The sequence below is a fragment of the Citrobacter cronae genome (assembly GCF_016893685.1).
Lineage (GTDB): Bacteria > Pseudomonadota > Gammaproteobacteria > Enterobacterales > Enterobacteriaceae > Citrobacter > Citrobacter werkmanii.
On sequence record NZ_CP069763.1, the window covers coordinates 4,861,520 to 4,886,889 of the forward strand.

General features: G+C 56.2%; 23 protein-coding genes. 2 read left to right on the forward strand and 21 right to left on the reverse strand.

Translation table 11 applies throughout. The features are described from left to right. Positions 1–30 precede the first annotated feature (30 nt). From eutR to maeB, 18 genes are all read right to left on the reverse strand, one after another. On the reverse strand, positions 31–1,083 hold the full coding sequence (gene eutR, locus JSN25_RS21045; RefSeq protein WP_038642516.1) for an HTH-type transcriptional regulator EutR: 1,053 nt from the start codon (positions 1,081–1,083) through the stop codon (positions 31–33). Positions 1,084–1,131: 48 nt separating this feature from the next. After that, positions 1,132–1,662 carry an ethanolamine utilization microcompartment protein EutK gene (eutK, locus tag JSN25_RS21050; RefSeq protein ID WP_038642518.1) on the reverse strand — a complete coding sequence of 177 codons (531 nt, stop codon included), beginning with the start codon at positions 1,660–1,662 and terminating at the stop codon, positions 1,132–1,134. Between the two features lie 11 nt (positions 1,663–1,673). After that, positions 1,674–2,333, reverse strand: coding sequence for an ethanolamine utilization microcompartment protein EutL (eutL, locus tag JSN25_RS21055; RefSeq protein ID WP_003838537.1), 660 nt, complete (start codon positions 2,331–2,333; stop codon positions 1,674–1,676). Between the two features lie 9 nt (positions 2,334–2,342). Then, a complete protein-coding gene (gene eutC / locus JSN25_RS21060) occupies positions 2,343–3,239 on the reverse strand; it encodes an ethanolamine ammonia-lyase subunit EutC (protein WP_085049242.1) in 897 nt (298 codons plus the stop codon). Positions 3,240–3,259: 20 nt separating this feature from the next. Continuing rightward, a complete protein-coding gene (gene eutB, locus JSN25_RS21065) occupies positions 3,260–4,621 on the reverse strand; it encodes an ethanolamine ammonia-lyase subunit alpha (protein WP_003038029.1) in 1,362 nt (453 codons plus the stop codon). Between the two features lie 11 nt (positions 4,622–4,632). After that, positions 4,633–6,036, reverse strand: a complete 1,404-nt coding sequence (gene eutA, locus JSN25_RS21070) for an ethanolamine ammonia-lyase reactivating factor EutA (protein WP_038642524.1) — start codon at positions 6,034–6,036, stop codon at positions 4,633–4,635. Then, complete coding sequence (gene eutH, locus JSN25_RS21075; protein WP_038642526.1) at positions 6,033–7,265, reverse strand: ethanolamine utilization protein EutH; 1,233 nt, start codon at positions 7,263–7,265, stop codon at positions 6,033–6,035. The genes eutA and eutH overlap by 4 nt, the downstream gene beginning before the upstream one ends. A 119-nt stretch (positions 7,266–7,384) precedes the next feature. Beyond that, positions 7,385–8,572: an ethanolamine utilization ethanol dehydrogenase EutG gene (gene eutG / locus JSN25_RS21080; RefSeq protein WP_204525327.1), complete on the reverse strand. Its 1,188-nt coding sequence runs from the start codon at positions 8,570–8,572 to the stop codon at positions 7,385–7,387. Further along, positions 8,562–9,401, reverse strand: coding sequence for an ethanolamine utilization protein EutJ (gene eutJ / locus JSN25_RS21085; RefSeq protein WP_038642530.1), 840 nt, complete (start codon positions 9,399–9,401; stop codon positions 8,562–8,564). Before eutJ ends, eutG begins: the two co-directional genes overlap by 11 nt. 12 nt (positions 9,402–9,413) lie before the next feature. Beyond that, positions 9,414–10,817, reverse strand: coding sequence for an aldehyde dehydrogenase family protein (locus JSN25_RS21090; protein WP_038642532.1), 1,404 nt, complete (start codon positions 10,815–10,817; stop codon positions 9,414–9,416). An 11-nt stretch (positions 10,818–10,828) separates the two neighbouring features. After that, on the reverse strand, positions 10,829–11,116 hold the full coding sequence (eutN, locus tag JSN25_RS21095) for an ethanolamine utilization microcompartment protein EutN (protein WP_003038011.1): 288 nt from the start codon (positions 11,114–11,116) through the stop codon (positions 10,829–10,831). A 114-nt stretch (positions 11,117–11,230) separates the two neighbouring features. Further along, positions 11,231–11,524, reverse strand: coding sequence for an ethanolamine utilization microcompartment protein EutM (gene eutM, locus JSN25_RS21100; RefSeq protein WP_003835054.1), 294 nt, complete (start codon positions 11,522–11,524; stop codon positions 11,231–11,233). Positions 11,525–11,560: 36 nt separating this feature from the next. After that, entirely contained in the window at positions 11,561–12,577 is a 1,017-nt protein-coding gene (gene pta / locus JSN25_RS21105; RefSeq protein WP_199980360.1) for a phosphate acetyltransferase, read from the reverse strand. Next, the gene (gene eutT, locus JSN25_RS21110) at positions 12,574–13,377 is read right to left on the reverse strand and encodes an ethanolamine utilization cob(I)yrinic acid a,c-diamide adenosyltransferase EutT (RefSeq protein ID WP_110497214.1); all 804 of its coding nucleotides are present in this window, start codon (positions 13,375–13,377) and stop codon (positions 12,574–12,576) included. The genes pta and eutT overlap by 4 nt, the downstream gene beginning before the upstream one ends. Positions 13,378–13,386: 9 nt before the next feature. Next, on the reverse strand, positions 13,387–14,091 hold the full coding sequence (gene eutQ, locus JSN25_RS21115) for an ethanolamine utilization acetate kinase EutQ (RefSeq protein ID WP_038642538.1): 705 nt from the start codon (positions 14,089–14,091) through the stop codon (positions 13,387–13,389). After that, a complete protein-coding gene (gene eutP, locus JSN25_RS21120) occupies positions 14,069–14,548 on the reverse strand; it encodes an ethanolamine utilization acetate kinase EutP (RefSeq protein ID WP_003037998.1) in 480 nt (159 codons plus the stop codon). The genes eutQ and eutP overlap by 23 nt, the downstream gene beginning before the upstream one ends. Positions 14,549–14,560: 12 nt before the next feature. After that, entirely contained in the window at positions 14,561–14,896 is a 336-nt protein-coding gene (gene eutS / locus JSN25_RS21125; RefSeq protein ID WP_003037995.1) for an ethanolamine utilization microcompartment protein EutS, read from the reverse strand. A gap of 159 nt (positions 14,897–15,055) precedes the next feature. Then, positions 15,056–17,335: an NADP-dependent oxaloacetate-decarboxylating malate dehydrogenase gene (gene maeB, locus JSN25_RS21130; RefSeq protein WP_038642540.1), complete on the reverse strand. Its 2,280-nt coding sequence runs from the start codon at positions 17,333–17,335 to the stop codon at positions 15,056–15,058. Positions 17,336–17,614: 279 nt separating this feature from the next. On the opposite strand from maeB, the gene tkt reads away from it, so the two are divergent. Further along, a complete protein-coding gene (gene tkt / locus JSN25_RS21135; RefSeq protein ID WP_204525328.1) occupies positions 17,615–19,609 on the forward strand; it encodes a transketolase in 1,995 nt (664 codons plus the stop codon). On the opposite strand, the gene JSN25_RS21140 is transcribed toward tkt, so the two are convergent. The 3 genes from JSN25_RS21140 to aegA all read right to left on the reverse strand — a co-directional run bounded on the left by JSN25_RS21140 (position 19,599) and on the right by aegA (position 23,388). Next, positions 19,599–20,642, reverse strand: coding sequence for a DUF1176 domain-containing protein (locus tag JSN25_RS21140; RefSeq protein ID WP_085049248.1), 1,044 nt, complete (start codon positions 20,640–20,642; stop codon positions 19,599–19,601). The two genes, tkt and JSN25_RS21140, sit on opposite strands and share 11 nt — an antisense overlap. A 123-nt stretch (positions 20,643–20,765) precedes the next feature. Further along, positions 20,766–21,341, reverse strand: coding sequence for a GDP-mannose pyrophosphatase NudK (gene nudK, locus JSN25_RS21145; RefSeq protein ID WP_006683526.1), 576 nt, complete (start codon positions 21,339–21,341; stop codon positions 20,766–20,768). A 67-nt stretch (positions 21,342–21,408) separates the two neighbouring features. Continuing rightward, entirely contained in the window at positions 21,409–23,388 is a 1,980-nt protein-coding gene (aegA, locus tag JSN25_RS21150) for a formate-dependent uric acid utilization protein AegA (RefSeq protein WP_204525329.1), read from the reverse strand. Between the two features lie 263 nt (positions 23,389–23,651). Here aegA and narQ point away from each other — a divergent pair, with 263 nt between their 5' ends. Then, a complete protein-coding gene (narQ, locus tag JSN25_RS21155; RefSeq protein WP_085049250.1) occupies positions 23,652–25,349 on the forward strand; it encodes a nitrate/nitrite two-component system sensor histidine kinase NarQ in 1,698 nt (565 codons plus the stop codon). Positions 25,350–25,370 lie beyond the last annotated feature (21 nt).

Here is a 25,370-nt window from a genome sequence, read left to right on the forward strand (position 1 = left end):
CAAAGCGTCGCATCCGGCACCATAATCTTATCACGCCCACTGCCGCATACGCTGATGCAGCGTCAACGATGGTTTTTCCGCAAACAACTGCTGGTAGTCGGTAGCAAACTGCCCTAAATGCCAGAATCCCCACTGCATGGCGGCATCTTTCACCGTCGTACTCTGCGACCACGGGCTTATCAACTCGCGACGCACGGCGTTCAGGCGAATACGTTTTAACCAGGCATTCGGACCAATACCCAGTATCGCGTGAAAGGCGTTTTGCAACGTCCGGCGACTAACGTGCAGTTGGTTACACAAATCGAGCACGGTCAGCGGCTCTGACATGTTTTCCAGCACATATTCGCGCGCACGTGACAACAGACGACGATAGCTCTGATGGCTGATGCTCTCAGCGGTTATAATCGGCTGCGCTTCTTCCAGCATAGTCCCCATCGCCAGCAACAGGTTATCGCCCAATACCTTGCGTACCGCAGGTTGACGCAGGTTTTCCGGATTCTCGCTAAACGTCGCCAGCGCCTGCTGCACAAAGCCCCATAGCGCGGCTTTGTGCTGTTCTTTAACTTCCAGTGCCGACTGGTTACGCAGCATATGCAGCACCCTTTCCGGGTTATGCAGGAAGTTGGCCTGACGGGCAATCGCCTCTTCCGAAATGACAACCCCCAGAATGGTGTAATCATCCGGCGTACTCAGTTCAAACTCCGTCCCGCCTGGACGGGTGGCAATTTCAGCACTGCCCAGACATTGGGCGCCAATAAATCCCTGTTCGCCGCGCGTGGCCGGAATACCAAACCAGAACGAGTTCGGCCAGACAAGGCATGACTGGCGCAGCGCGAGTCCGGTGTATTCACGGAAAACCTGAATATCGTCGAGCAGGATTTCCGTGAACTCGCCATGAAATTTTCCCGGATGCAGCTGGTCGTAAATCTGCTGCCAGGCGGTAATCGTCAGCGCGTGTTCATATACATCCGTTGTTCGCCGCTGGTGAACGTTGTCCACCTCTACTTTCGGCGTAAGTTTAACGTCTTCGGGTAGTGCTTCATGATAAAGATGGTGCAAGTTTGCAGTACGGTTCTTTTTCATGATCTTTTAAGCCGGAAGCTTCAGGGAAGCCCCCGGCCCTCCGACAGGTTAATTTTTTAAGCGATAGCGACTACTACGTTTACGCAACGCTCCGTCAGAAAAGAGCTGTTCCAGCGCCTTTCTGGCTTCATCAAGTGACCAGCCAAAGTGGGCAGCCACTTCCCCTGCCGTCATTCCTTGACGGACCGATGCCAACAGTGTCAGAAGTTGTGCAGAGGATTCAGACGTCAACGGGGCGTCCTGCGTCTTCTCTGCTTTTACGTCTGTTTTTACATCTGGCTTCTGTTCTGGTTTCTTCGGCTGGCGCTTAAAACCGCCGATCAGCCACTGGGTGTCATCGTCCGGTCGGCCTATCTCTTTACGGCTGATAACACGGCCCGTACGCGCTGCGGCGGCGCTGCCGGCATCAAGCGCTGCGCGGCACGCCGCCAGATCGCCTTCCACCACCAGCGTCAGCCTGCCAGGATCGAGCACTTCGTGGCTCAGCAGGCGTACGTTCGCGGCTTTCAGCATGGCATCCGCCGCGTCTACGGCAGCCACCATGCCATCCACTTCCAGTAATCCCAGTGCATTGATCATCACAACCTCTCTTACGCGCGCTGGATTGGATTACGGGCAATATCCAGAACGGCATCGGCAAAGGCGTTACATGCGGCTTTACAAGCGGCCTGGCTACCGGTCAAAAACGCTGCTGAATAGTTGGTTTCTGACGGCGGCGGCACGTAGGTCACCAGTTGTACATCGGCAGATTTCAGCGCCGCATCAATACCAAATGTTGCTTCCAGCGGCGGCGCCACCAGATACGCCATCGGATCGCCAAGTCGGCATCCCGCCGTCGCGGAAAGATACGAACCGGTACGCGAAACCACGTGCGCCAGGAAAGCGGTATCTTCTGCGTCATTCGCCCACTGAAACGCTGCGCCGCTTTCAATGTTGGCCACCATCGCGTCCAGACCCGCGCGAACTTCAGCCGGGTTGGGTCCACCGAGCATAATCAGTACTTCGCCCGAGGTTGGAGAGGGACTATGCGCCGCCCCGGCATACAGCGAGCGGCCATAAACCACTTCCACCATCGCCTGTTTTGTCGCTTCGTCTGCGGCAATATACGCCACGTCATCAGAGTCTGCTGTGATGAGTCCGAGGCTACGGATATGTGGCGGTAACTTAAGCTCGCGGGCAAAACCGTCATTTACCGAGGCAATCACGCGCATTGCGGTGACTGAAGGTCTAATCAAATCTAATGCTGGCATGATGCCTCCTTAACGGGTCATATTGATGCCGGAGGCTTTTTGCTCCAGCATGCGCTTGGCCAAATCCACAATTACCGCCGCTGCTTCAACCGGTGGCGTACCGCCCTGGTGAATGTTCGAGATACAGGTACGGTCAGCTTCTACGGTCGTCGCAACGCGCGGCGAATAGACGGCGTAGCAGGAGAGACTTTCCGACTGACCGAGGCCCGGACGTTCACCCACCAGCAGGATCACCGCTTTCGCGCCCAGCAGCTCGCCAATCTGATCTTCGATTTTCACGCGACCATAGCGAACGAAGAACGGGGTCCCAACCTTCAGTCCGGCCTGTTTTAAGCCCGACAACAATGGCGGCAGAATCTCTTCGTAGTTGGCGGTGATAGCGTCGGTAGACAGGCCATCAGAGATAATCACCTGCACATCCGGGTTCATCACACACTGCGATTTCAGCGCATCAATGGCTTCCGCGCTCAGACGACGGCCAAGATCCGGGCGCGTCAGATACAGGTTTTTGTCGCTGATTTCCGAGCGCACTTCCAACAGTCCCTGCGCTTTTACCCACTCTTCCGGCACTTCTTTTAATACCGTATCTTTTGAACGCGAGTGGTCGGCCAGGAAGCGCAGTAACGCCTGGGTGCGCGGACGAGGGCCGGCGCGACCGGTACATACACGCGCCGCGGTACTGCGCCGCAGTTCAGTCAACACCTCTGCTCGGTGCGGATTCTCAACGCCTATCCACGCTTTGGCTTCGGCTGAACCTAAGTCCATCGCACAACTTTCACCAGTCGGCGCGGCGCACTGCGTGGTGCTGCATTTTGCTGGTGCTGACGATTCTTGAGCCTGCGGCTGCGACTCCCCCATTGACGCCATTACGCTGCGTACAATTTCTTCAATCTGTTTTTGATCCATCGTGTTTCATCCCCGCATCATCAAAAGAACAGTGACGGATCGCCCGCCCGTTTGGTCAGGCGACCGTTTGCCATAATGCCCATGGTTTCCAGCCAGCGTTCAAATTCCGGCGACGGGCGCAGGTTCAGCAACTGGCGGACGGTCGCGGTATCGTGGAATGCGGTGGTCTGATAGTTGAGCATGATGTCGTCGCCGAGCGGCATGCCCATGATGTAGTTGCAGCCAGCGGTGGCGAGCAGAATCATCAGGTTTTCGTTAAGGTTCTGGTCAGCATCAGCATGGTTGGTGTAGCAGCAGTCGCAGCCCATTGAGATGCCGCTCAGCTTGCCCATAAAGTGATCTTCCAGACCGGCGCGAATGATCTGACGGTCGTTGTAGAGATACTCCGGCCCGATAAAGCCCACGACGGTATTCACCAGGAACGGATCGTAGTGGCGCGCCAGCCCGTAGTTACGCGCTTCCATTGTTACCTGATCGGCGCCGAAGTTTGCGCCAGCGGAGAGCGCCGACCCTTGTCCGGTTTCGAAGTAAAGGCAATTTTCCCCGGCGATACGGTTGAATTCAGCGCCAACTGCGCGCGCTTCGTCGAGCATTGCCAGCTCAACACCGAACTCTTTTAAGCCTTTCTCGCTGCCGCAGATACTCTGGAAGATCAATCCACCCGGCGCGCCGCGACGAATCGCTTCAATCTGGGTGGTAACGTGCGCCAGTACGCAGCCCTGGGTCGGAATATTGAATTTATCGATAACGCCGTACACGGTATCGAGCACGCGGCTTAAGTTTTCCACGTCATCCGTTACCGGGTTTACGCCGATCACCGCATCGCCCGCCCCGAAAGACAGCCCTTCATAGATTTGCGCCGCAATACTCTGCACGTCGTCACGGGTGTCGTTCGGCTGCAAACGGCAGCTAAAGGTGCCCGGCAGACCGATGGTGGTGTTAGCCTTTTTGATCACCGGCATTTTCTTGCCGCCGTAGATCAGGTCCGCGTTGGAGCAGATTTTTGCTACCGCAGCGACCACCTCCGACGTTAACCCTTTGCGCGTAAACGCGATGTCATCAACGGAGGTTTCATCGCTCAGCACGTACTCGCGCAGCTCGCTGATACTCCAGTTTTTGATGCGGTTATAGGCCGTTTCATTGACGTCATCCTGAATCAGACGCGTCACGCAGTCCTCTTCATAGGAAATCACCGGGTTATTGCGGATATCCGCTACCGTCATTTCCGACAATACCTGCTTGGCCGCCACGCGTTCCTGTGAACTGGTTGCAGCTACCCCTGCCAGCACATCCCCCGAACGCAGTTCGTTGGCTTTGGCCAGCACCTCTTTAACATCCTTAAACTGATAAACATTGCCGAACAATGTGGTCTTTAGTTTCATAAGTCGTTCCCTCAGGAAGGAAATGCGAGTGATTTCACCGTCACCGGCACAACCGATCCGCCAAAAAGAGGCGTACCAATGTCGATATAGTCCCCCGCCCGGACAACCACCTCATCGATGACCGCCAGCGGGTGTTGCTGTAACTGTGGGCGTAACAGCATGCCCAGGGCTTTACCAAAATCCTGCTCGGCTACCACCAGCAGGGGATGCGGATTTGGATAACGCGCGACAAAAGCCAGCAGCGCATCAATTACCGTTAACAGCGCGGCGTAGCGCACCGGCAGAGAACCGGGCAACGCCAGCACGTAGGCGTCCGTTTGCGGATCCAGATCGAGCTGCATTAACGCCTGTTGCCAGGCGGCCACCAAATCAGCCTCATCAACCGGAATCGCCACCGGCAGATTGCGCAGCGGAAGCGCCACGCCTTCCAGCCAGATGGTGCTGCCCGAAAGCGACAGCGTATGCGCCCCGGCGCCAATCACCGTGGCGCGCACGGTTTGCGCCGGGAACTGCACGTTCATCTCACGCAGGCGCGGATGTTCATGCAGCGCCGTGGCGAGCAGCGGTCCAATGTCGGAAAAACAGAACGGATCGGCAGGTTGGTTGCGGTAGCACTCGCCTACCCCGCCGGACAACGTAATCACTTCCGGCTTCACGCCCGCAGGCAGCAGACCGGTTTGCATCAGCGCCTGTGCCAGCGGTGAAAGCGTGCCGTCAATCACCTCCACAATCAGCGCCGCCATGCGCCGCGCCACCGCAACCAGTTGCGCCGCATTGAGGGTTCGGGCGTCAAAGCCAGGACCAAATACGTCATCAACAATCATCTGTCCCGGCTGATGCGCGTGCACCACGTGCCCCTGACCGTCGGTTTCCAGCAGTCGCCCGCCGACGTTCAGACAGGCCGAACCACTGACTTTTCCGGCGTCGAACAGCGCATAGTTCGACGTCCCGCCACCGATGTCGATATTCAGTACACGGCACAACTTCTGCTCAGACAGCGTTTGCGCCCCCGCGCCGTGACCGGCGATCACCGACTCCAGATGCGGACCGGCGCTGGCAACCACGAAGTCCCCCAGCGACTGGGAGAGCGTCATTACCGCCGGGCGGGCGTTACGGGTTTTGGCGCTTTCTCCGGTGATGATGATCGCGCCGGAATCAACGGTCTCAGGTGCGATGCCTGCCGCCTGATACTGGGCAAGGATCAGTGCCTTAAGTTCGGCCTCTTTCAACCCGCCCTGCTTATCAACAGGGGTAAAGAACACCGGGCTTTGCCAGCTAATTTCGCGTTTGATGAATTCATAGCGCGGCACCTGCGACACAGCCGCACGGTTAACCAGCTCAAGGCGCGAGAAGATCACCTGAGTCGTGGTGGTGCCGATATCAATACCGACGCTCAGTAGCTGGCGAGTGTTCACGATTGCGCCTCCGGGTTGGTTTCCACTTCTGCTGGCACGTTTTCATCTTTCGGTACCAACAGCATAGCCACGCCAATCGCCGTTACGCCGCCAATCAGCTTGCCGACAATCATCGGGAAGATCATGGCGTTCATGTTGGCGGCAGCGAAACCTAAGTGGTCACCCAGGGCGAAGGCCGCGGAGACCGCAAAGGCGCAGTTGATCACTTTCCCGCGGGTATCCATATTCTTCATCATGCCGAACATTGGGATGTTGTTGGCCAGCGTCGCCACCATGCCAGCAGCCGCAATATTATTAACTTTTAACAGGTTACCGACGCTCATCAGCGGCTTTTCAAACCAGCGGGTCAGCAGCAGCACCATCGGGTATGCTCCAAGCAGCACGCAGGAGATAGAACCGATAACTTCGATGGCGCGCATTACTTCACCCGGCTTGTCGCCCGGCGCCATGAAGATAGGGTCCAGACCCGGGATCAGCTCCCAACCAAGCAGGAATTTGATGACTGCCGCCGCCAGACCGAGGGTGATCAGCGCCACCAGAAATTTCGCGAAGATCTGGAAACCGTTGATCATTTTTTCCGGGATAAATTTCAGCCCCAGCGCCACCAGCACAGCAACGATGATCACCGGGATCATGTTCATCAGGATCAGCGCGAAGGTAAACTCCACCGGCTGCCCGTTGATTTCGACGCCGGAGTACATCGCGACCAATCCCCCCGCGATACAGCCAATCGGAATGGTGACGATACCGGCCAGCACGCCCAGCGCCAGATAACGACGGTCAGACGGTTCAATAATCCCCAGCGCAACCGGAATAGAGAACACCAGAGTCGGCCCCATCATCGCCCCAAGGATCAGGCCAGAGTACAGCCACGCCGCAACGTCGCCGCCCGCCAGTTCTTTCGCCAGGAAGAAGCCGCCCATGTCGCACGCCAGCAGCGTTCCGGCAAACATCGACGGGTTCGCGCCCAGCATTTCGTACAGCGGAATAATCACCGGTCCGAGCAAATGCGCCAGTACCGGCGCCAGTGCGGTCATACCGACCATCGCCAGGCCCAACGCGCCCATCGCCATAAAACCTTCTTCAAACTGACCGCCCGATCCCTCAATACTCTTACCGAATTTACCGAGGAAGCGCGCTGAACCGCCGAACTGCGACAGGATCCTGTCCACGGCGGCAATCAGCATAAAGAACATCATGATGTACATGATGATTTCGTTAATTCCCATAGCCCCTACTCCCTGTCATTTGTGATTTGTAGGCCGGATAAGACGTTTCCGTCGCCTCCGGCATTAACGCCGTGTTATTGCCGGATGGCGGTGCGAGCACCTTATCCGGCCAACAGGCATTACCCGGCAACCGCGTACAGGTCGATAATCTGCGCCTGCGTGGCGGTGCGAGGGTTACTGCGAATACAAATATCCTCCAGCGCGGCGTCAGCCCATGCGCTGTAATGCTCGGGCTTTGCCCCAACGTCAGAGAGCCGTTTGGTCTGGCCCACTTCGCTAATCAGCTCGCTGACGGCGTTGATGGCATCGCGATCGTCCGCCTTCTTGTTGGTTAACGCCCGTCCGATATGGCTGAAACGCTCGCGACACACCATGCGGTTGAACCCCATTACCGTGGGCAGCAACATGGCGTTAGCCTGTCCGTGCGGGATGTGCAGCGTAGCGCCCGGCTGGTGCGCCATCGCATGACACAGGCCCAGCCCGGCGCTGGAAAACGCCATCCCGGCCATACAGGAGGCCAGCAGCATACTCTCCCGCGCCGCCAGATCCTGCCCATAGCCGACGGCCTTCGGCAGCGATTTACCGATCATCGCAATCGCACCAATCGCCAGGCTGTCGGTAAACGGCGTCGCGTTCAGGGCGCTGTACGCTTCAACGGCGTGCGTCAGCGCATCGATACCCGTCATCGCCGTAACGTGCGCGGGTACACCTTCCGTTAGCGCTGCATCAAGAATCGCCACGTCCGGCATCAGAGACGCATGCGCCAGTACTTTTTTAAGTCCGCTCGCGGCGTCGATAATCACCGTGACATTAGTGGTTTCCGACCCCGTTCCGGCGGTAGTCGGTACGGCAATCAGCGGCAAACGCGGGCGTAACGCGCTGTGCTCGGTCATGTCAGCCAGGGTCTGCGTGGGATTAGTCACCAGCAACGCCACTGCCTTAGCGGCATCCAGTACGGAACCTCCGCCAAAGGCCACCACGCCGTTGCACTTCGATTCACGCAGTTGCGCGACCGCGGCGCAGACATCCGTAATGCACGGTTCGCCCACCGGGCACGGCCACAGCGTCATCGCCACACCTTTCATCGCCAGGCTACGCTCCAGCGCGGCGGTCATTCCCGCCTGATGCAGGAAGCTGTCGACCATGACAAACATGTGCGTCAGTCCGCGCGTTTGTGCTTCCTGTCCGCAGGTACTGAGCGCTCCCAGCCCACAAAGGGTGACCGGTGGAACGCTAAACGTTTTTACGCGTTGCAGATTCAGGGTATCGAATGCCTGAAAGAGCGCGGTCTGCAATTCAGCTTGCATAGATTCCTTCCGCTTTTTCTTTTCCGCTGTTGGCAATCGCCAGCGGGGTCATAAACAGGCTGTGCTGAGGTAAATGCACCTGCAGTTCCGGGAAGCGCTTACGGAACAGCTCATCCACGCCCGGCTGCATGCAGGAACCGCCGGCCAGCCATAAATCGGTGACACCCTGCCCGGCAATATGGTGAGCCACGATTTCCGCCATTTTTTCGTAGACTGGCTTCACCACCGGCCAGATCTCCTGACCGTTGCTGCGTTTGTACTGTTCGGCTTCTTCCAGTTGGATACGGCGGTTCCCAGCCAGCGTCAGAGAAATGTGGTGCCCGCCGGTCGCTTCATCGGCGGAATACGTCACTTTGCCCTGCTTAACAATGGCTATCCCGGTGGTGCCACCGCCGATATCCACCACGCCAGCGTTATCGAGCTGCAACAGATCCGCCACGGCGGTCGGCTCGTCGAGCACATGACTCACTTCAAGTCCGGCTGACTCCAGCACGTTGATGGAGATACGTGGGTCCGTTCCCGGTGGAAATGAGGTTGCCGCATGGGTAAATCGACAACCCAGTTGTTGCTCAAGCGTATCGAGATGGCGACGAACAATGGTCACTGCGCCGAAGAAATCCCAGACGATGCCATCGCGCACGACATCGGCCCAGTCGAGGCAAACCGCTACCGGCTGCCCGTCACCGTCGACGACCATCGACACCACATCACACGTCCCCAAATCAACGCCCAGCCATAGCGGTGATTCGCTCTCAGCAGGCGTCTGGTTGCATAGCGTGGCTGCTTTTTGCAGTCTGGGTGTCAGCCAACGTTGTTCGTCGTGCGCCATCTCTTTTACTCCTTATACAATTCTGAAGGCGTCCACCAACACACAGCGACGCAGACGCACAAACGTACGCGCGCTGGTCACCCCTTCCCCGGTTGGCGTGGTAATGGTCATCGTGGTCCAGCCTTCGCCGCCAAGTCCCAGACCGGCAATACACGGCCCGTTCTTAACGAAAATGCTGGTATCAATGGCGTTCGCCATGCGGTTCATGTTGTCGATGTTGCGTGAGTGCATCGCCGCCGTATGGTGACAACCGCCTTCAAGCCTGACCGCCAGTTCAATGGCGTCATCGACGTTAGCGACTCGCACGACCGGTAGAACCGGCATCATCAGTTCGGTGACGGCAAACGGATGCGTCGCGGAGGTTTCGACGAATAACAGCCGGGTTTGCTCCGGTACGTTCAGACCAATCGCCGCAGCGATTTTTCCTGCGTCGCGCCCTACCCAGTCACGACTGACCGTGCCTTTACCGCGCTCATCGATATTTTTCAGCAGCACTGGTTGCAGCTGTTCAGCCTGGGCCGCGGTCAGTTTCACCGCATGCTGGCTTTCCATCAGACGCATCAGCTCATCGGCGACGCTGTCGACCACAATCAGCACTTTTTCGTCGGCGCAGATGATGTTGTTGTCAAACGACGCGCCTTTGACAATCGACTGCGCCGCGCGGGCCAGGTCGGCCGTTTCATCGACCACCACCGGCGGGTTACCCGCACCGGCGGCAATCAGACGTTTGTTGGTGTGTTTACGCGCGGCATCTACTACGGCTTCGCCACCGGTGACGACCAGCAGGCCGATGCCTGGGTACTTGAACAACCGCTGGGCGGTTTCGATGTCCGGGTTAGCAACGGTCACTAGCAGGTTTGCCGGACCGCCTGCAGCGACCACCGCCTGGTTAAGCAGGGTGATCGCGCGCTGAGAGACTTTTTTGGCCGCCGGATGCGGCGCGAAGACCACGCTGTTGCCAGCGGCGATCAGGCTAATGGCGTTGTTAATAACGGTTGCGGCCGGGTTGGTGGACGGTGTCACCGAAGCCACCACGCCCCACGGTGCGTTTTCAATCAGCGTCAGGCCGTTATCGCCGGTCAGGACCTGTGGAGACAGGCATTCCACTCCCGGCGTGCCGCGCGCCTGCGCCACGTTTTTGGCAAATTTATCTTCTACGCGTCCCATGCCGGTTTCTGTAACGGCAAGCTCCGCTAATTCTCTGGCGTGCTTTTCGCCCGCCTCACGTAGCGCCGCGATAGCCAGTTGGCGCATGGCGACGCTTTTCAGCCCTTGCTGGGCCAGTTTTGCTGCCGCCACTGCGTCATCCAGGGAGGCAAAAACGCCCATTTCTTGAACGGCACTGACGGGTTGGCTGCTGTCTTTCATTTTCAGCAGTACCGCTTTCACGACCTGTTCAATATCCTGTTGATTCATGATTTTCTGCCTTATTTATGGAAGATCACCTGACCACCTGCCACCACTTCATCGACAATGCCAATCACGCACAGATCGACAGGTGATGATTCGTTACGGTGCGCCTGACGGGCTGAGCTTCCGCTGACCAGCAGCACCCACTCTCCGGTTCCCGCCCCGATGCTGTCGATAGCAACAGCACATTGCCCGTCGGGATTACCCTGGGCATCAATCATTTCCACCATCAGCAACTTGTCGTGCGCGAGCCCCTGATGGCGTACGGTACAAACAATTTGTCCTGTGACGATTGCCAGTTTCATACGCGCCTCCGTGGCATATTTCAGGTAAAACCTCCCCCTACCCTCCGCAGAAGGTAATGTGAAAAGGAGAGAGGGTGACGCCAGCAATGCAGTCTGTGGCGTCACATGGACGACTTACATGTCGTTGCTGTCGCCTTTAAAGCTGATCGGGAATACTTCTTCCAGATCGCCATGCGGACGCGGGATCACATGTACGGAAACCAGCTCGCCAATACGCTGTGCAGCCGCAGCACCTGCGTCCGTTGCGGCTTTGCATGCCGCTACGTCGCCACGGACCATGGCAGTGACCAGACCGCCACCGATCTGCTTCACGCCAACCAGTTTCACGCGTGCCGCTTTAACCATTGCGTCAGAAGCCTCAATCAGTGCAACCAGGCCCCGGGTTTCAATCATTCCTAATGCTTCCATTATGCTTTCCTCTCATTAAGGGGTCCAGAACGGGACCTATACAACCAGTGTGTGCGAGGCGTTTTCACGACTCACGTCAGTCTGGCGCGGCACTGCTGCCACCAACGCCAGTTCGATAATTTCCTGTACGCTACAGCCGCGAGAGAGGTCATGAAGCGGTGCGGCAAGCCCCTGGATCAGTGGCCCGACTGCACGATAACCTCCCAAACGCTGGGCGATTTTGTAACCAATATTGCCTGCTTCAAGCGACGGGAAGACCATAACATTGGCATTGCCCTTTAACGGACTTGCAGGCGCTTTTTGCGCGGCGACATCCGGAACAAAGGCGGCATCAAATTGCAGTTCGCCATCCACCATAAGCTGCGGCGCACGTTCACGAACGATCTCCGTGGCCTGCTGCACGTTAGCGACGTTGGGATGACGGGCACTGCCATTACTTGAAAACGACAGCATGGCCACGCGCGGTTCTTCCCCCGTAATTGCCTGCCAGGTCTGCGCGCTGGCAATCGCAATATCCGCCAGTTGTGCGGCGGTGGGCTGGGGTACGACGCTGCAATCGGCAAAGCCTAATGACGGTCCGAGATACTGCGGCAGCATCAGGAAAATTGACGACAGCGTTTTACAGCCAGGCTGTAGCCCAATAATGCGTAACCCGGCGCGCAGCACGTTTGCCGTCGACGAAAGATTGCCGGCAATACAGACATCCGCTTTTCCCGCGCTAACCATTGCGGCGGCGAACATTAATGGGTCATTGAGTTTTTCCAGCGCATCGGCTGGCGTTTTATCTCCCGCGCGGGCCAGCCAGCGCAGCGCAAACTCTTCGCGCATTGCCAGATTGCTTTGCGGATCGATAACCTGGATACCATCCATCGCCACCCGATGGCTGAGAGCAAACTGGCGCAAGGCAAATGGACTGGCGACGAGAATGGGGCGCGCCAGACCGTGCTGATGCAGATAATTCGCCGCTTTCAGCACCCGGGCATCCAGCGCATCCGGGAACACCACCCGGGCAGGTGAGCGTTGGGCGAGTTGACGAGCACGTTCAATGATCATGGCTTCTCCCCCAGTCGCTGTTGAATTTGGCTAACCGTCAGCGGATGCTTCGCCACGCTCAGAATCATCATCACGTAGACTGTACTGGAAAGGCGGTTAAGCGCCTGCATGATGTCCGGTCGCATAACGTCAAAACTGCGGGTGATGAAGACCTGCGCCGCCACCGTCTCCGTTTCACGGACTTTGGTACGCAGCAGATTCAGCAGCGCGCAATCACGTCCGTGGCTGGCCTCAGGTACCAGATGATCGTGATCCAGATAACGCAGCGGATGATGTGAAAGCCGGTGTAAATCTTCGTCGCTCAAACCGACGATAGCTTGTGCGGTCAGCGACTCGTCCATAGCATCGGCGCGCATAATATTGCCCAGGCGTGAACGAATATCCGCCAGCCATGGCTGCCACGGTTCCGCCAGCTCGATCTGCAACCACACGGCCAGTGCGATGGTGCTGTCCAGCGCGGCGCGAAATCCCAGACGCGGATCGCTTTTGGCTACCATCTTGTCTGCCGTCAGATGCGTCAGCGTGTCTGGTTTCTTCGCCACCGGTTGATGACACAGTTCGCAGCTGGCCTGGGGATGGGTAGCGCTGCTGGTTAAACCATGCACCGGCTGCGGCTGCTGTTCTTCGTCATCAATAAACAGGCTGCCCTGCTCGTCGATAAACTTAATGCGCAGATGTCGGCTTTCCAGTAATTCCCGGGCAGACGGCGTCAGGCGAGCATCAGCGGGGAGATGAATTTCAGCCCCTTCGCTGAGCGTATGATTCGCTCTGAGCCATGCTTCGGTAATGAAATCCTTCATACATCCGCCTTAGCAGGACTGCCAGTTCGCAGGCCAGGCCACATACAGAAACTTCACCGTCGATGGCGTACCAAATTCAATGCTGGAGCCTTTCGGGATAAACATGACGTCCCCGGCTTTAGCAATCATGGTTTCGCCTTCGTGACGAACGTGCAGCTCGCCTTCCAGAATCATGTCGATTTCGTCGTAGTTCAGCGTCCATGGGAAAAAGGCGTTATCCCACTGCATGAACCCGGCGGCCATGCTGCTACCGTCCTGGTCGGTCACCAGGTCGGTTAAGCCAACGCAGTGCGGTTGCGCGCCGTCAAAACGCCCAAACTTCACGCTGCTACCGTCGATGACTTTGACGCCGCCTTTGCCGGTGACCGATTTAAAGCTCGGCTGCATTCCGCCCTGCTCCAGCGACTGTTTCTCCTTCATGACTTTGTCCATCAGCTGCGCGACCAGGCTTTCGGTAAATTGCCCTTCGGGCAATTGCGCAATGATGGTTTCACGAATGCGCTGGCTCTCCGTTTTGCCATCATCCCCCGCAGCCGGTGCTGCAGCGGCGGCAGTTGGCGCGGATTCGTCGCATTCACGGATAGTGACGCCCAGCAGCTCCGCCACTTCGCGTGCCTCCGGGGTGATGATGCTGGCGCGCAGAACAACCGACATTTCCTGTTCGCCGCGTGCGTGGGCCGCACGAATATCGTTAGCTGTGATGAGTTTTTTCACCTGCCCTTTCCTCCTTTTGGCTGAGCTCAGTCAGATAATCCACCAGGTGCTGCACGCTGCGCGGGTCATGGCTATTGAGCTCGAAAATCGGCTCCTGAAACCCCATCCCGCGAAGTAGTTGTCGCGTTGCGGCGACGTCGGCATCCGGCATGTCCGTTTTGCTGATAACGGCGATTTGTCGTTTACTGGCGCCGATATCCAACAGCCCGGCAGGTAAGCGACTTTCTTTATCATTTGCCGCGTGTATATAAATCAACGTATCGACATCCTGCAGTGTGGTAATTAAGGCGTGGTACCAGCGCGGATGGCTAAAATATTCTCCCGGCGTATCGATATCGCCATTTTCATTAAACTCAACGGCCTGTGTTTTTCTGGCGAGGGAATAATTCCCCTGTAGCGCATTAAAGAGCGTTGTTTTCCCCGCGCCCACCGTACCGACAAACGCAATACGTTTCATCGCCGCCTCTGATTAACTTTTTGTCAGGTTGCACAACGTGAAATTTAATAACCGACCCAGACCGCTCACCGTCTGTAATAGCGCTTCTTCTACCGCGCCTACCGAGCCATAAATCACCAGTGCCCCGCTGAATCTATCGAGAAAGCCGATATGTACATCCGCCGCCTTCATGGCTAAGTCACCGGCAATCATCGCGGTTTCGCCTGGCGTCAGCGTCATAATGCCGATGGCGCCCGCCTCGGGAACGCCGATCTTTTTCGCCAGTTCTTCGCCAGGGTGCGCAATGAGATGCGCCAGCGTGACCTGTTTCCCCGGCACAAATTCCTGAATGATGCGTTCTTTTTCCATTGCTCACCGCCTCCGCTGAAACTGCCCTCATCGTGGCAATTTTTTGTCAGAGTAAATAACAAAATTCGGCAACCAGGTTTAAAAGGTGAAGTGGATCACTAAGAAAAGGAAAATAAAAAGGCGCGGGAGAGACCCGCGCCAGAAATAATTAAAGCGAAATTACAGCGGCTGTGTTTGAGCTTCTACAACGGCCAGCGCCACCATATTAACGATACGACGAACAGAGGCGATCTGCGTTAATACGTGCACCGGTTTCGCTACCCCCATCAACACTGGGCCGACCGTTACGCCTTCGGAGCTGGAAACACGTAGTAAGTTGTAACTAATACGAGCAGCCTCCATATTCGGCATCACCAGAATATTGGCTGAGCCTTTCAGTGGGCTATCCGGCATACGGTCGTTACGGATACTTTCCACCAGCGCGGCATCACCGTGCATTTCACCGTCAATCATCAATTCTGGCGCACGCGCCTTAATCAGCGCCAGTGCTTCACGCATTTTGCTGGCAGACGGACAATTTGATGAGCCAAAGTTGGAATGTGACAGTAATGCCACCTTCGGTTCGATACCAAAGCGACGCACGGTTTCTGCCGCCATCACGGCGATTTCAGCCAGTTGCTCCGGCGTTGGGTCATCGTTGACGTAGGTGTCGGCGATAAAGGTGTTACCGCTTGGCAGCAGCAGTGCGTTCATCGCCCCGGCCGTATGCACGCCATCACGGTGACCAAACACCTCTTTCACCACGCTGAAGTGCTCATGATAGTCACCAATCGTACCGCAGATCATCGCATCGGCTTCACCGCGCTGCACCATGATCGCGCCGATAACCGTAGTGTTGGCAATCACCGCACGCTGCGCCTGCTCCTGGGTAATACCACGGCGCTTCATGATCTGGTAGTACTCGTTCCAGTACTCTTTAAAGCGCGGATCGGACTCATTGTTAACGATTTCAAAATCGACGCCGGCTTTGATCTGCAGTCCCAGTTTCTGGATACGCATTTCGATCACACTCGGACGACCAATCAGGATCGGCTTCGCCAGACCTAAGGTGATCAGCTCCTGAGTCGCATGCAGCACACGCGCCTCTTCCCCTTCCGTCAGCACCACACGCTTCGGCGCTTTACGTGCCTGGGAGAAAATCGGCTTCATGAACAGGTTGGTTTTGTAGACAAATTCGGTCAGCTTATCGATATAAGCGTCAAAGTCAGCAATCGGACGCGTTGCCACACCGGAGTCCATCGCCGCTTTTGCTACCGCCGGGGCGATTTTAACAATCAGACGCGGGTCGAACGGTTTAGGGATGATGTATTCCGGGCCAAAGCTCAGGTCCTGGTCGCCATAGGCGGAGGCCACCACTTCGCTCTGCTCGGCGTGCGCCAGCTCAGCAATGGCGTGTACCGCGGCCAGTTTCATCTCTTCGTTGATGGCGGTAGCGCCGACGTCCAGCGCGCCGCGGAAGATGAACGGGAAGCAGAGAACGTTGTTAACCTGGTTCGGGTAGTCGGAACGACCGGTACAAATGATAGCGTCCGAGCGCACCTCTTTTGCCAGCGGCGGCAGGATTTCCGGTTCCGGGTTGGCAAGTGCCAGGATCATCGGCGCACGCGCCATCTTCTTGACCATTTCCTGGGTCAGCACTTTGGGACCGGAGCAGCCGAGGAAAATGTCTGCGCCGTCAATCACGTCATCCAGCGTACGTTTACCGTCATCCACTACCGCGTAAGCCGCTTTGGTTTCCGCCATGTTCGGTTCGCGGTCTTTGTAAATCACGCCTTTGGAGTCGCAGACCACAATATTGTGTTTCTGCATCCCCAGCGCCACCAGCAGGTTCATACAGGCAATCGCCGCCGCACCAGCGCCGGACACCACCATGCGTACGTCAGAGATATTTTTCTCTACCACCCGCAGACCGTTAAGAATTGCGGCGGTGCTGATGATCGCCGTGCCGTGCTGATCATCATGGAATACCGGTATATTCATACGCTCGCGCAGTTTTTGCTCAATGTAGAAGCATTCCGGCGCTTTGATGTCTTCGAGGTTGATGCCGCCAAACGTTGGCTCAAGGGCCGCCACGACATTGATAAATTTATCCGGATCAAGCTCATCCACTTCGATGTCGAACACGTCAATCCCGGCGAATTTCTTAAACAGAACGCCTTTTCCTTCCATCACCGGTTTGCCAGCCAGTGCGCCGATATTGCCCAGGCCCAGCACCGCTGTACCGTTGGAGATAACCGCAACCAGGTTGCCGCGCGCGGTGTATTTGTAGGCCGCCAGCGGGTCCTTTTCAATTTCCAGACACGGCGCGGCAACGCCTGGCGAGTAGGCCAGAGCAAGATCGCGCTGTGTTGCAAGAGGCTTGGTCGGAGAAACCTGAATTTTACCTGGTACTGGAAATTCGTGGAAATCGAGGGCGCTTTGTTTTAACTGGTCATCCATCTTGTTGTTCCTTTCACGTGTCGATCAAAAAAGTGGCGCGGGTAACCATGCTACGAGCCGCACATTATCACCTCAGTCAGCGGCCCAAACTTTGAAGGTCCCCAAACTCTCGCCATTCAAAGAAAGAATTTGTTATCAACTTATAACAGCCATGTTACCTGCTTAATCCAGCAATGCCATGCTTGTCTGCTATGCTTTTTGCGTGTGCAGCCCGCAATTTTCCCAAAAGTGTGAATTAACACACGCATCTAACGCTTTACTTTTCAAGGAGTATTTCCTATGACCCGTAAAGAGCTTGCCAATGCCATTCGTGCGCTAAGTATGGATGCCGTACAAAAAGCTAACTCAGGCCACCCCGGCGCACCAATGGGAATGGCCGATATCGCCGAAGTACTGTGGAATGATTTCCTCCGCCATAACCCGACCGATCCCACCTGGTACGATCGTGACCGGTTTATTCTGTCCAATGGTCACGCTTCAATGCTGCTTTACAGTCTGCTGCATCTTTCCGGCTACGATTTGCCGTTAGAGGAGTTGAAGAACTTCCGCCAACTGCATTCGAAGACGCCAGGGCACCCGGAAATCGGCTACACGCCGGGTGTGGAAACCACCACCGGCCCGCTGGGTCAGGGTTTAGCCAACGCGGTTGGCCTGGCGATTGCCGAACGCACGCTGGCGGCGCAATTTAACCAGCCGAATCATGAGATTGTTAACCACTATACCTGGGTGTTTATGGGCGACGGCTGCCTGATGGAAGGGATTTCCCACGAGGTTTGTTCCCTGGCGGGAACCCTGGGACTGGGCAAACTGATCGGCTTCTACGATCACAACGGCATCTCGATCGATGGCGAAACCGACGGCTGGTTTACCGACGATACCGCGAAACGCTTTGAGGCCTATCACTGGCATGTGGTGCATGAGATTGACGGTCATGATCCTGAGGCGGTGAAAAAAGCGATTCAGGAAGCGCAGGCTGTTACCGATAAGCCATCGCTGATTATCTGCCGCACGGTGATTGGTTTTGGCTCACCGAATAAAGCCGGGAAAGAAGAAGCGCACGGCGCCGCGCTGGGCGAAGAAGAAGTGGCGCTAACCCGACAGAAGCTGGGGTGGCACCATCCTGCTTTTGAGATCCCCAAAGAGATTTACCGGGCGTGGGATGCACGGGAAAAAGGTGAGAAAGCGCAACAGGCCTGGAACGAGAAATTCGCGGCGTATCAACAAGCACACCCGCAGCTGGCGGCTGAATTTACCCGTCGAATGAGCGGCGGGCTACCGGAACAGTGGGAAGAAACGACCCAGAAGTACATTACCGACTTACAGGCTAATCCGGCCAAAATCGCCACCCGTAAGGCCTCGCAAAATACCCTGAACGCCTACGGTCCGATACTGCCTGAGCTGCTTGGCGGCTCAGCGGATCTGGCGCCGAGCAACCTGACCATTTGGAAAGGATCTACGTCGCTTAAAGAGGATCCAGCCGGAAATTACATCCACTATGGCGTGCGGGAGTTTGGCATGACCGCGATTGCCAACGGTATCGCCCATCACGGTGGCTTTGTGCCGTACACTGCCACGTTCCTGATGTTTGTCGAATATGCCCGTAATGCCGCGCGCATGGCGGCGTTGATGAAGGCCAGACAAATAATGGTTTATACCCACGACTCGATTGGTCTGGGGGAGGATGGTCCTACGCACCAGGCCGTCGAACAGCTCGCCAGCCTGCGTCTGACGCCTAATTTCAGCACCTGGCGACCGTGCGATCAGGTTGAGGCGGCAGTAGGCTGGAAGCTGGCGGTCGAACGCCATGACGGGCCAACGGCGCTAATCCTCTCCAGACAAAATCTGGCGCAGGTTGAGCGTACACCTGAACAGGTGCAGCAGATTGCCCGCGGGGGATATGTGCTGAAGGACAGCGGCGGTAAACCGGATGTTATTTTGATTGCTACCGGTTCAGAAATGGAAATTACGCTGCTGGCGGCGGAAAAACTGACCGGTGAAGGTCGTAACGTGCGTGTGGTTTCTCTGCCCTCAACCGATATTTTTGACGCTCAGGATGAGGCGTACCGGGAATCGGTCTTACCGGCAAACGTCAGCGCCCGGGTGGCGGTGGAAGCAGGCATTGTCGATTACTGGTACAAATATGTCGGTCTAAAGGGGGCAATTGTCGGCATGACCGGTTATGGAGAATCGGCTCCGGCAGATAAATTGTTCCCGTTCTTCGGCTTTACGGTGGATAACATCGTCGCCAAAGCGCATAAAGTGCTTAACGCGTGATCCACAATGTGGGCCAGGCATCTGGCCCATGCCAGTTATCGCAACTTGGTTCCTGGGCATAACGCGCCAGGCGAAACCGCTGTCCGTCGTAGCGCCAGCGCGTCTGGATACCGCAATCAGCCAACCCTCGTCCTTTAGCGAGGGTGACCAGTTCCCGCGACTTCTCGTCAAACGTGGCGTTGGTCAGTTCCATATCCCGACTTTCGGCATCCGTTTTAAATGGCAGACTCAAACGGACGGCACTGGAGGTTAACGGTTTTGCGCGTGAAACAATCCACGCCAGATCGATGGTGTTATACGCCCCGGCTTCACAGCCGATCATCAGTAGCGCTTTGTCATCCGTCAGGGCCGTGACGCGCATCTCGCGACGCAGTGGATCGATCGAGCAGCGAATACCATTGATGCGCCAGTTACCATAATCCAGCAGCTCACTGCGCTCTTGTTGCGTTAAGGGCGTTGGCGTTGGGTTAATGACAGCCACGCCTTTCAGGGCCGGGGCTGGCGGTACGCTGAGCGGCGGCTCATCACCTTTTTCTATCCAGGCGGTTTCGCTCCCCACGCGTTTTTGCTGGGCGTCGATAAACAGTAATGCGGCTTTTAATCCGATCAGTGAAAGATTTTGCGCGCCTTTTTGCAGGGTTATTGCCTTCGCGTCCTGTACGGTTTGTAAAAATGCGCTAATAGTGACCGGATCATCGGTCATCAGTTGCCAGGGCGTAATACGCCAGTGCTCACCGCTAAGCGCAAGCGGTGCGCCATCCAGCAACAGGCGCGGCGCAATTTCGCTCTCTTTAGCATGGGAAGGCTCCAGCCCTCCCAGTTCAATACGCAACACCGCATCGGTGTGCGCCCCGGCGCTGCGGCTGAGGGTCATGACCAGGCCGTGATGTTCTCCGGTATTGCGCGCCACGCAAAAATTCTGGTTATTACACGTCACCTGCCAGTCAGAAAACGCCTGCTGCGCGGGCGCGGCCCACAGCAAACGGACGGGAATCAGCCCGAGCAGAAAAATGAAAATGACGCGATAGCGCATGGACGGTACAACCCCGGAATTAAAACACACAGCCTAAGCGGTATCTTCCTTGCGCGACTGATGTGGCTCAATAAGAATCGTCGGATTGGCCGTCTATTTGTAAAGAAATATTAATACTCAGGGTTAATCCATAAGGTGCGACGACTGCAGGTAGTTCAACAACAGCACCGTTTTGCCGTCACGGATCTCACCCGTTTTAATCATTTCCAGCGCCTGCGTGAAGGGCAACTCCAGAACCTCAATATCTTCATCTTCAACACCGCCGCCTGCATTTGCCCGCTGACTGTCGCTGTATTGCGCGATAAAGAAATGGATCAGCTCCGTCACGCCGCCCGGCGACATGTAGAGTTCGAACAGTTTACGCACTTCCCCCACTTCATAGCCGGTCTCTTCAATCGCCTCTTTACGAATACACGCTTCTGGTTCGTCGTTATCCAGTAGTCCGGCGCAGGTTTCAATCAGTTGGCCGTCTTCGTTACCGTTGACCCAGGTCGCGACGCGGAACTGACGGATGAGCACCACGGTTTTCTTCTCCGCGTTATACAGCAGAATTGTGGCGCCGTTGCCGCGATCGTAAACCTCGCGCTTGTGACGAATCACCTCACCGTTACTTCGGGTCAGATCATAGGTAATATTGCGCAGGATGAAGTAGTTATCAGAAAGGACTTTATCTTTGATGAGGGTAATTTTTTGCGACATACCGGCTCCACGGCGAGAAGTGAGAAATAATACTACGCCGTGAAACCGGGTTTGTCTTGACCTTCGGCTAGTGAGATTTGACTGATTTTACGCCCAGCCAGTCGACGATCCCTTGGGCAGCATGCCGCCCTTCAGCCATCGCCGTGACCACCAGGTCCGCACCGCGTACCGCATCTCCGCCGGCAAAGATTTTCGGGTTACTGGTTTGATAACGGTACGCGCTCTCAACGTTGGCGGCAATGCGTCCCCAGTTATCGACCTTAACGCCATGTGCCTCCAGCCACGGCATACCGTGCGGGTGGAAACCAAACGCCATGATCACCGCGTCTGCGGGCATAACAAACTCACTCCCGGCGATCGGCACCGGGCGTCGACGCCCATTCGCGTCCGGCTCGCCAAGCTGGGTACGTAAGAAACGCACGCCGCTGACTCGTCCATCGGCATTCAACACCAGCTCAACCGGCTGGACGTTAAACTCAAAGTTCGCCCCCTCTTCGCGCGCGTTTTTCACCTCTTTTTTCGAACCCGGCATGTTGGCTTCATCACGACGATAGGCGCAGGTAACCTGGCTTGCCCCGTGACGCAGCGCGGTACGCACGCAGTCCATCGCCGTATCGCCTCCGCCCAGCACCACAACGTTCAGCCCGGCGGTATCGATAAACGGTTCTTCAGGCAGTTCATCCAGCCCCATCACCTGTTTGGTGTTGGCAATCAGGAACGGCAGCGCATCATAAACGCCCGGCGCGTCTTCATTCGGCAGGTCCGCCTTCATGGAACGATAGGTCCCCACGCCCACAAATACGGCATCGAACTCTTCCAGCAGCGTCGCCAGCGCCACATCCCTACCCACTTCACAGTTAAGTTCGAAATGAATGCCCATGGCGCTGAAGATTTCACGGCGACGCGCCAGCAGCGTTTTGTCCAGCTTGAAGGCCGGTATGCCAAACGTCAGCAAACCGCCGATTTCAGGATGGCGATCGTATACGGTGGCGCTAACGCCGTTTCGCGCTAACACATCCGCACAGGCCAGGCCTGCCGGACCCGCGCCGATAATCGCGACGCGCCTATCCACTTTCTGTACGTGGCTTAAGTCCGGTCGCCAACCTTTGCTCAGCGCCCGGTCAGAAATATAACGCTCAATATTACCGATAGTCACCGCGCCATGCTCGTTACGCACCGTGCATGCCCCTTCGCAGAGCCGGTCCTGGGGACACACGCGCCCGGTCACTTCCGGCAGGCAGTTGGTCTGATGAGAAAGCTCAACCGCCGCGTCGATGTTCCCGGCTTTGACCAGTTCTATCCACTGCGGAATATGGTTATGCAGTGGGCAGGTCCATTCGCAAATACTGTGGTCGCCGCATTTCAGACAGCGGGATGCTTCCCGTTCCGCCTGCGCCGTGCGAAACGGCAGATAGATCTCTTCAAAGCTGGTTTTTCGGGCTTCAATCGCCAGCTTATCTGGCTCACCACGCGCAGGCGTCGCCTGCATTTGCTCACGTTTGGTGATGGCATCCTGAACAAAATCGGTAGCGCTACTGTGCCAGGGCTGACTCTCCAGACTGGCTGTACGCAGTCTGCGCGCTTTTGACAGGCCGGTAAGCGCGTTTTCCGTCACCAGCTGTAACGCCTGTGCCGGACAGTTTTCCACGCAGGCGGGGCCTTCTTCACGCCCCTGGCACAAATCGCATTTATGCGCTGTCGCTTTCACCTTTCCTTTAGCCACGGGAGTGAGTACGATCTGCATCGTGCCAAAGGGACAGGCCACGACGCACGATTTGCAGCCAATACACTTTTGCGGGTTCACCTGCACGCTGTCGTTATCATGGCTGATTGCCCCGTTTGGGCAACTTCTGGCGCAGGGAGCATCTTCACAGTGGTGGCAGGTCACCGCACTGCGCTGTTGCTGATGTTTGATGACGGTAATTCGGGGCTGAAAATGCCGCGGGCTCAGGACATGCTGCTCGCCATTGTGGGCCATGACGCAAGCGACCTCACAGGCATGGCAACCCAGGCACTGCTGGCTATTGACCATAATAAAACGATTCATGGCTTCCTTCTTTTTTGGTTGCAAAAACCTTATTCTTTATATGACTGTTGTTATTAACCGACACGGAAGGAAGCGGCAATGTTCATTTGCCCAGGAAGCACAACTATTTATCCAGAACCTGTGGCAGATCAATTTATTTCATCGCATATGAAATTGTGTTTCAGTTACCATCCAGTTTCATGGCGTTTTATTAACATTTATCAAATACACCGCATCGTTCGGGCTGTATCAAGGCGCGACGTGTATTGTGTGAGGATGCACAAGTGACGGTAAAGCGTCCGGTCTCGGCCAGCCTGGCCAAGGCTTTTTTCTACATCGTGCTGTTGTCGATTCTCTCAACGGGTATTGCGTTGCTCACGCTGACCAGCAGCTTGCGGGATGCTGAAGCCATCAACGTTGCTGGCTCATTGCGCATGCAAAGCTACCGTCTGGGTTACGATCTGCAAAGCCAAAGCCCGCAGCTCAACGCCCACCGCCAACTTTTCCAGCAGGCGCTAAACTCGTCGGCATTACAAAATCTGAATGCGTGGTATGTACCGCAAGCGGTGAAAAGTCGCTATGGACGACTGCATGCAAACTGGCTGGAAATGAACGCCCGTCTGATCGATGGCGATTTAAAATGGTACCAGGCCAATATCAATAACTATGTCGATCAAATCGATCTCTTCGTGCTGGCGTTGCAACATTACGCCGAACGCAAAGTGATGCTGGTTTTTGGTATTTCGCTGGCAGGCGGGATTGGCATATTCACGCTCGTCTTCTTTACCCTGCGGCGCATTCGCCAGCAGGTGGTGCGGCCGCTAAATAAGCTGGTAATGGCCAGCCAGCATATTGAACACGGTCAGTTTGATATCCCACCGCTGGATACCGGTTTACCCAACGAACTGGGGCTGCTGGGCAAGACCTTTAGCCAGATGTCGAGTGAATTACACAAGCTGTACCGTTCACTGGAAGCCTCGGTCGCAGAGAAAACCCACGATCTCCACGAAGCCAATCGCCGTCTGGAGGTGCTGTATCAGTGCTCTCAGGCGCTGAATACCAGTCAGATTGATGTGTACTGCTTCCGCCATATTTTACAGATTGTCCGCGAACATGACGCCGCGTATTTCCTGGAGCTTACCGTCGGTGATAACTGGCGGATTAGTGAAGGGAGCAAAAGCCCCGAGCTGCCAATGCAAATCCTGCCGGTCACGATGCAGGAAACCGTCTACGGCGAACTGCACTGGCAAAGTCCAAACGTCAATGCCTCGACCCCGCTGCTCAACAGCGTATCTTCTATGCTGGGACGCGGGTTGTACTTCAACCAGGCGCAAAAACATTTTCAGCAGCTGTTGTTAATGGAAGAGCGCGCGACCATTGCACGCGAACTGCACGACTCGCTGGCGCAGGTGCTCTCTTATCTACGCATTCAGCTCACGCTGCTGAAGCGCTCGATTCCAGAGGATAACGCTCCGGCGCAAAATATTATGGCGGATTTCTCTCAGGCGCTGAATGATGCCTATCGTCAACTGCGCGAGCTGCTGACCACCTTCCGTCTGACCTTACAGCAGGCTGATTTACCCTCCGCCCTGCATGAAATGCTGGAAACGCTGCAAAATCAGACCTCAGCTAAACTGGTGCTCGATTGCCGGTTGCCTACGCTGGCGCTGGATGCGCAAATGCAGGTGCATCTGCTGCAGATTGTTCGTGAAGCGGTGCTGAACGCAATTAAGCATGCTAACGCAACCGAAATTGCCGTCAGTTGCGTCACCGCGCCGGATGGCAATCATACGGTTTATATTCGCGATAACGGCATCGGCATTGGCGAACCGCATGAGCCCACCGGGCACTATGGATTAAATATTATGCGTGAACGAGCGGAAAGACTGAGCGGCACGTTGACCTTCTCGCAGCCCTCCGGCGGGGGAACGCTGGTAAGCATCAGTTTTCGTTCGGCTGAATCCGACAGTAAGCTAACGTAAAGAACCGCAAAGCGCCGTCGG